General features: G+C 72.4%; 6 protein-coding genes and 1 tRNA gene. 1 reads left to right on the top strand and 6 read right to left on the bottom strand.

Going from position 1 to position 7692, the window contains the following annotated elements:
* Positions 1-873: 873 nt before the first annotated feature.
* From ABEB28_RS24655 to ABEB28_RS24630, 6 genes are all read right to left on the bottom strand, one after another.
* Positions 874-950 (bottom strand) — tRNA-Ala (locus ABEB28_RS24655).
* A gap of 83 nt (positions 951-1033) precedes the next feature.
* Positions 1034-2086 carry a hypothetical protein gene (locus tag ABEB28_RS24650; RefSeq protein WP_345730563.1) on the bottom strand — a complete coding sequence of 351 codons (1053 nt, stop codon included), beginning with the start codon at positions 2084-2086 and terminating at the stop codon, positions 1034-1036.
* A gap of 250 nt (positions 2087-2336) precedes the next feature.
* Positions 2337-2987 carry a GNAT family N-acetyltransferase gene (locus ABEB28_RS24645; protein WP_345730562.1) on the bottom strand — a complete coding sequence of 217 codons (651 nt, stop codon included), beginning with the start codon at positions 2985-2987 and terminating at the stop codon, positions 2337-2339.
* Between the two features lie 91 nt (positions 2988-3078).
* The gene (locus tag ABEB28_RS24640) at positions 3079-4383 is read right to left on the bottom strand and encodes a molybdopterin molybdotransferase MoeA (protein WP_345730561.1); all 1305 of its coding nucleotides are present in this window, start codon (positions 4381-4383) and stop codon (positions 3079-3081) included.
* Entirely contained in the window at positions 4380-5312 is a 933-nt protein-coding gene (locus ABEB28_RS24635; protein ID WP_345730560.1) for a UTP--glucose-1-phosphate uridylyltransferase, read from the bottom strand. The genes ABEB28_RS24640 and ABEB28_RS24635 overlap by 4 nt, the downstream gene beginning before the upstream one ends.
* A 60-nt stretch (positions 5313-5372) precedes the next feature.
* The gene (locus ABEB28_RS24630) at positions 5373-6902 is read right to left on the bottom strand and encodes a HAMP domain-containing protein (RefSeq protein WP_345730559.1); all 1530 of its coding nucleotides are present in this window, start codon (positions 6900-6902) and stop codon (positions 5373-5375) included.
* A gap of 91 nt (positions 6903-6993) precedes the next feature.
* Here ABEB28_RS24630 and ABEB28_RS24625 point away from each other — a divergent pair, with 91 nt between their 5' ends.
* On the top strand, positions 6994-7683 hold the full coding sequence (locus ABEB28_RS24625; RefSeq protein ID WP_345730558.1) for a 5-formyltetrahydrofolate cyclo-ligase: 690 nt from the start codon (positions 6994-6996) through the stop codon (positions 7681-7683).
* The last annotated feature ends 9 nt before the right edge of the window (positions 7684-7692 follow it).

Here is a 7692-nt window from a genome sequence, read left to right as displayed (position 1 = left end):
GCCGAAACGGGTCAAGGCCAGTCACCTCGGATAGCAGTGTCTCTAGCGGCTCCTCTAGGAGGACCGTCTGTCAGCCGGAGTAGACCGTCACGCGATCGAATCCATGTCGGTCGTCGTAGTCGGTGGAGACGTACCGCAGGAGCTGTTCGAGCCACTTGTTGCGCCTTCCCGCGTGGTACCGGCGTAGACCTTGACATCGACCAGATACCGGCCGCAGACCAAGGCCGCCTCGCTCGGGTCATTGAGGACGACCTGCGCCCGGACCGGCGCGCCGAGTCGTCGCAGTGATGAGGGGCAGGCACGACGATAACGACCCCAGAGGGCCAGCAGCGTCTCTATGCCGTCCCGACTGAGAACAGCACAAAGGCCGCGCGGGCAATACAGCCGACTGCCCGCGCGGTCTCCGCTGCAGGACCCTCTGGGAGACCGACGCCGCCGAGTTCTCAGTTAGCCCAACGCGACGCCACGGGCGAAACGGACTGCCAGGCCGTGGCGCCAGTACAGCCGAGGCGTGTTGAACCGTGGCCATTCCCACCACGCGGGTCCATCCGCGTCCGCCCACACCGGCGGCACAGTGCTCCCCGTCATCTATCGACGAGGTGCGCCTGAACAGCCAAAACACTGTCGGGGTGGCGGGATTTGAACCCACGGCCCTCGCTCCCAAAGCACGAGCTTGCTGGGCGGCGTCAATGGCCACGTCGAGGTCACGACTGGCTTTCCCTCGCGTGTGGAGCGCATCGCCGGTATCGCTTGGGTCACATTCATGCCATCCGCTGCCGGTCGCGGCGTCTCCGTCCACGGTCAAATGACGGTCAAACAGCCAAAAGGCCGATCCCCTCCGAAGAGAGAACCGGCCTCTGACCTGCGAAGACTTGGTGGAGCTGAGGGGATTCGAACCCCTGACCCCCTCGATGCGAACGAGGTGCGCTACCGGACTGCGCTACAGCCCCAAGCCCGGAATTACCTTACCAGGCTCCCGGAGGTGGATTTGCATGCCCACCTCCGGGGCCTAGGCGGTCGACGGACGCCGTCGTCAGCCGTTGACGACGCGCGGCAGAGACGTGTCGGCGGTCCGGGTCTGACGACGAGCGACTGCCTCCCGGCGGGCCGCGTCACGCCGCGCCGCCGGCGAGGTAGTACCGACGCCCGGCCGCGCGACCTGGCGGACCGCCCACGAGCCGTCGGCGGCCAGGTACACCTCGCGTCCGGCGGCGGCGAGCACCCGGACGGCGTCCCGCGCCGGCCGCTCGCGCTCGGACCGCGGCAGGGCGAGCCAGTTGGCGGCCTGACGCACCGCCTCCGGGCCCAGCCACGCCTCGCGCTCGACCCCGGCCGGTACCTGGCGCAGCGCACGCCGGACGAACGCCTCGGCCCGGTGCTGCCGCGCACGGGTCACCAGCACCTGGGCGTGCCGCTCCTGGGCCTCCCGACGCCGACGCCGCGTGGCCACCGCCCGCAGCCGTGCGAGCAGACCCACGGCCGCCAGTCCGGAGACCACCGCACCGAGCCAGAACGTCGGCCCGAAGAAGAACCCGGCGATCGCCTGACCGGCCACCAGCAGAGCCAGCAGCAGCACCAGACGGCGCCGACGGGCCCGCTGGAGATCCGCGGCACGTCGGACCGCCGCCGCCGGGACGACGGTCGGCGAGGTCCGCGACACCGGCGCGACGCTCACCGGCCGATTCATGACCGGAGCACTGACCGGAGCGGCGCTGACCGGGATCGCGCTGGTCGGCCGGTCGGCGTTGGCCGGGCGACGGACCCGCACCCGGGCGCGCGGCCCGGCGGCCTCCTCCTGCAGGACCTCGCGCACCAGCGACGCCCGCACGGCGGTGAGATCACGCCCACCGGTCGAGATGCCCTGAGCCGTCCGCACGGCCGCGGGCACGATGAGCGATGTCGGCGGACGCACCGGCCCACGGGACGGCACGGTCCGCCGCCGCCGCTCTCGGGGGAGCACCCGCATCGACGAAGCACGCAGCTCCGCCTGACCTCGCAGCGCGGTGTCGTAGCGGTGGGCCAGGGCCGGCATCAGGATCAGCACCCCGGCAGCGACAACCAGCGCGAGCAGGACAGACGACGGCATAGACCCTCCCTCCCCGTGTTCGGGTCGAATTACACGTTCGTAGTTCGAGGCTACGAGGGGTAGTCCAGGACATTGCGGAACTCAATGGGCGTGTCTGCATACCGACCTGAGCAACGCGGAAGCGCTCCGTTGGTCACGACTGCCCACGGAACCGTCTCCCGGAGGAGGTCGCCATCGGTGTTTCGGGCGTCTGAGCGGGACTTCTGTCCCGCCCGCTCGGGACGCCGCCACCCAGTCGCGCCGTGAAAAGTCAGCGGGACGACTGCTCGGAATCCGCACCCGTGGGACGGTCGGAGCGCGCCGCTCGCCACCGCGCGAGCAATCCGGCCGGCGCGACGTCCTCGACCGTGAGCGCGTACCCGACGTGGTCGCGCCAACCGCCGTCGATGTGCAGATACCTCGGGTGGAAGCCTTCCTGGCGGAACCCGAGCTTCTCCACCACCCGGCGGCTGGACGTGTTCTCCGGCCGGATGTTGACCTCGATCCGATGCAGCGCGGCGTGCGCGAACGAGAAGTCCACCGCCATCGCGAGCGCGGTCGGGATGATCCCGTGACCGGCGAGCCGACCGTCCACCCAGTAACCGGCGTACGCCGAGCAGAACGCGCCCCGCACGATGTTGCCGAGCGTCAGCTGTCCGACGAACTGGTCCTCGTACGTGACCACGAACGGCATGATCTGGCCGAGCCGCACCCCGCGCCGCAGCGAGCGGTACAGCTCATAGTAGTCGCTGACCCGGTGCCGATCCGCCCAGGGCCGCATCGAGGTCGGCTCCCAGCGCGCCAGCCACTCCTCGTTCGCGAGTCTGACGTCGGACCAGGCGCGGGCATCACGGATCCGGTGGGGGCGGAGGCCTACCGGGCCCTCCGCCAGAGTGGCCGGCCAGCCGGGCAGTGCGGTCATCGGCGTCCTCGCGGCGGTAACTGGTGCCGGAAGCTTAGACAGCTCGGGCGCTCCAGCGCACGGGCGGTCGGACGATCCTTTCAGCCGAAGTTCACTCCGGCCCACCCTCCAGCAGTAGCACCGGCAGTTCCGCTCCGGTCGGGACGTCGGACGCTGCCTCCGGGACGGCCAGCAATGCGTTGGCCGTCGCGAAGCCGGTGAGAAATGCCTCACCGCCCGGCAGCGGTGTGGCGGTGTACCCGCGCTCGGCGCTCCGGACGACCCGAGCGGGCCGGAACTCGCGTACTCCCGGCCGAGAAGTCAGCGGCGACGTCAACTCCGCCAGCACCGAAGCCCGGTAGAGCGTCGTCGCGCCGGCCAAGCGTCGCAGCATCGGCCGCAGCACGAGCTCGAACCCGAGCAGGGCCCCCGCCGGATCGCCCGGCAGACACAGCACGGGCATTCGGGACGGCCCGACCCGCCCGTAGCCGACGACCAGCGGCGGTTCCAGCGGCAGCGTCTCGAAGTGCACGACGTCGTCCAGCCCGAACAGTCGACGCAGGACATCGGTGTGACCACCGCCCGTGCCGCCGGTCGTCACCAGCAGATCCGCGCGGTGGGCGTGGTCTTCCACCAGTAGCCGGAGCGCTTCGTCCTCGTCCGGGACGATCCCGACCCGGTGGGCGTGCGCGCCGGCCTCCCGCGCGGCCGCGGCCAGGCCGAGCGAGTCCACGTCGACCACCCGACCGGGAACCGACGCGCCCGCACCGGGACGCGACGGATCGACGAGTTCGTCGCCGGTGGCCGCCACCAGGACTCGCGGCGGCGGCGACACCAGCACCGACTCGACTCCGGCGGACGCCAGCAACGCGATCGTCGCCGCCGTGACCCGGGTACCGGCCGGCGCCAGCACCGTCCCGGCCTGGACCGTGCTGCCCCGCCGCCGGATGCCGTCGCCGGGTTGCGGCACCCGCGCGATCCGCACGTTGGCGAGCCCGCCGTCGGTGGCCTCACCGGGCACGACCGCGTCCGCACCGACCGGAAGCGGCGTTCCGACCGTGACGGTGTAGCTGGCACCGGCCGACACGGTCGCCGGCTCCCAGGACGCCGCGGTCAGGTCACCGATGACGTGCAGCCGGACGTCCGGCTGGTGTTTGGACGGATCATCGGCCCACTGCGCGTCGCCCAACGTGTCGTGCGACCGGACGGCGTAGCCGTCGACCGCGGCGACGTCGAACGCCGGCACTGGCCCCGGCGCGACGACGTCCTCGGCCAGCAGGACGCCGAGCGACTCCAGCAGCGCCATCGGCAGCGGCCGCAGTTGCTCCAGATCGGCCAGCGCCGTGTCCACGAACCGCTGAACCGCCGCCCCCAGCAGTTCCGGTCGTACCCCGAGCAGCCCCCCCGCCCCGGTCACGTCAGTTCGGTCTTCACGTAGTCGACCAGCCATTCGCGGAACGCCGGGCCGAGGTCCTCGCGCGCGACCGCGAGCTGGACGACGGCCTTGAGGTAGTCACCGCGGTCGCCGGTGTCGTAGCGGCGGCCCTTGAACACGACGCCGTGCACGGGCGTGCCGTCAGCCAGCAGCGCGGCCATCGCGTCGGTCAGCTGGATCTCGCCGCCCGCGCCAGGCTTCGTCTCGCGGATCGCGTCGAAGATCTCCGGGGGCAGCACGTACCGGCCGATGATCGCGAGGTTGCTCGGCGCCTCGTCCGGGTCGGGCTTCTCGACCATCGCGCTGACCTTGACGATCTCGCCGAGATGCGCGCCTTCGCCGGACTCGCCGGTCTGCTCGACCGCGACGATGCCGTAGCGCTTGATGTGCTCACGCGGCACCTCCAGCAGCGCGAGCACGATGCCACCGTGCCGGGCCTGGACGTCGAGCATCGCCGGCAGGATCGGGTCGCGCTCGTCGATCAGGTCGTCGCCGAGCATCACCGCGAACGGCTCGTTGCCGACGTGCGACGCGCCGCAGAGCACGGCATGGCCGAGGCCCTTCGGCTCGCCCTGGCGGCAGGTGTTGATCGCGGCCAGCTCCGAGGACCTGCGAACGGCGTCGAGCTTGACGGTGTCGCCCTTGGCCTCCAGCGACTTCTCCAGGTCGGGACGCCGGTCGAAGTGGTCGACCATCGCGCTCTTGCCCCGGCCGGTGACGAGGAGGACGTCGTCGAGCCCGGCGGCGGCCGACTCCTCGACGATGTACTCCAGCGCAGGTTTGTCGACGACCGGCAGCAGCTCCTTCGGCACGGCCTTGGTCGCCGGAAGGAACCGGGTCCCCAGGCCAGCGGCGGGGATGACGGCTTTACGCGTGGTGCGGGGCTTGGCGGCAGCGGAAGTCTCGACCATGTCGGGAGACTAGCCAACAAATCTGGGCGCGTGTGCGCCGCCCACAGGTGTCGGCAGTGGTTAACCCCGGGACGATCTGCTGGTAACCATGCGCGGGATCTGCCACGGATTCGGTTGCGGCGGTTGCGGCGCGGCCCGGAGCGCTCGTCCCGCCGTCCGCACCGCACGGTGCGGCACCGACAGTTCAGTGGCGCGGTGCAGCAGCGCGTTCTCCAGGGCCACCGCAGCCTGCCCCGCGAACGATCGGACGGTCAGCAGGTCCCCGTCGTCGAAGTCGTCCCCGCCGAGCCGGTCGTAGAGCGCCAGCACGCCCAGCAGGCGCCCGCCGGGCATCGCGGGCGGATGCGGCGGCCCGACGATCGGTACCGCGATGAACGTCCGGCACTCGGGCTCGCGGGCGGACAGTTCGATGTCGCCACCCACCCGCCCGTGCCGCGCCTCGGTCGTCGCGGCGACGCCCCCGAGCAGGCCCTCGCCGATCCGCAGCCGGATCGCCTCCGGATTGATGCCCCGCCCCAGGGCTGCTCGTCCGACCAGGTCGGACTCGTCGGCCAGCAGCACGACCCCGCCCTCCGCGGCGGTCGTCGCCAGCACGCTCTCCAGCACCACCTCGAGGATCCGGTCGACGTCGTTCGTGCTCGACATCGTGTCGCCCAGCAGGGCCAGCGTCCGGCGCAGCTGGTCACGGCCGGCGGTCAGTGCCGCCACGTACGACTGCATGCTGCGGGTCATGCGGTTGAAGGTCGCGGCCAGCTGTCCGATCTCGTCGAGAGCGCGGACCGGCAGGCGGGTCGCCAGGTCGCCGTCGGCCACCAACTGGGCCGCGGTGGCGACCTCCTGCAGCGGCGTGGTGAGCGCCCGGGCCAGCAGACTGGCGACGACCAGCGCGGCGCCCGCAGCGGTGAGGACGACGAGCGTCAGCGCCCCGTACAGCGCCGTGGTATCCGGCGCCGGGGTGCTCAGCACCGCCCGCACGGGGCGTCCGGGAGCAGGTTCCAGGATCCGCTGCCGGGAGGTCGCGGCTCGCACGTCCGGTCGCTGGTCCTCGGCCGCTGCCGACCCTCCGATCAGCGCCACCACGTCCACGTCGGGTACCCCGACCAGCGCGTCGAGCTCGTCGGCCGTCACCGTGAGCGCCGCGCGGACCCATCCGGCCGGCCGCCCGTCCGCATCGTGCAGGTCGATGCTCGCGGACACCATCGCGGGCGTGCCGCGCCCGGTCTCCGGCAGTCGGCCGCGGGTGCAGTCGCCCCAGCGGCCACCCGCGGTCCCGGCCGTGCCCACAACGGTTCCGGACGCGTTCTCCACCCGCGCGGCCTCGGCGAGCCCGCGAGCGACCACGAACGCGGCCGCCGCTGCCGGACGGTCACCGTGGGCGGTGGCCGCGGCCAGTGCCTCAGCGGCCGCGCGCGCCCGCTGGCAGACCGTGGTCAGAGCGGTGTCGACGACGATCGCCGCGGCGCCCAACCGCTCGGTGGCGCGCTCCTCGGCGAGGCGGGTCGCGGTGACTCCGACCGCGACCGCGCCGAGCACCAGCGGCCCCAGAACGACCACCAGCAACGCTGCGGCCAGACGTCTGCGTAGGGTCATGCTTGCCTTCCTGGTCCTGACCGCCCTCGACCGTCCTGGTCCTGACCGCCCTCGACCGTCCTGGTCCTGACCGCCCGACCGGAGCCACCGCATGAGCGCGACGGACGCCTACGCGAGCGGAGACCTCCCCCGCGCGGCCAAGGCGTCCCTGCGCGTCGCGCGGCGGGACGCCCGGGCGCGGCGGTTCGGTGCCCTCTCCCCGGCCGAGGTAGCGGTCGAGAGCCGGCGGCTGGTGGCCCACCTCCTCGCCGGTCTCAACGAGCGCGGGGTGTGGTCGGTAGCGGCGTACCTGCCGGTGGGTTCCGAGCCGGGCGTCGTCCCGGGGCCGCCCATGCTGTCGGGGGCGCCCCGGGTCGGTCTGCCGGACGCGCTCCGCGAGGCGGGGATCGGTGTCCTGCTGCCGCTGATGCGGCCGGACCGTGACCTGGACTGGGCACCGTACGAGGGCCCGGAAGCGCTGGTACGCGGCCCGCACGACCTGTGGGAACCCGACCCGGAGACGGCGCTGGGTGTCGACGCGGTGCGGGTGGTCGACCTGGTGGTGGTTCCCGCGCTGGCGGTCGGCCGGGACGGCTCACGCCTCGGCCGCGGCGCCGGGTGTTACGACCGCGCGCTGGCTCGGGTCGGCCCGCAGATTCCGCTGGTCGCACTGGTCTACGACGACGAGGTGCTGGACTCCGTGCCCATCGAACCGCACGACCGGCCGGTCACCCACGTGGTCACGCCGAGCGTCGGGTGGATCGCCGTGGGGACGGATTCGTCCCGTCGGCACCGTCTGTGAGCAGATCGA

The sequence above is a fragment of the Cryptosporangium minutisporangium genome (assembly GCF_039536245.1).
Classification (GTDB): domain Bacteria; phylum Actinomycetota; class Actinomycetes; order Mycobacteriales; family Cryptosporangiaceae; genus Cryptosporangium; species Cryptosporangium minutisporangium.
This window is presented reverse-complemented; position numbering and strand designations above follow the sequence as displayed.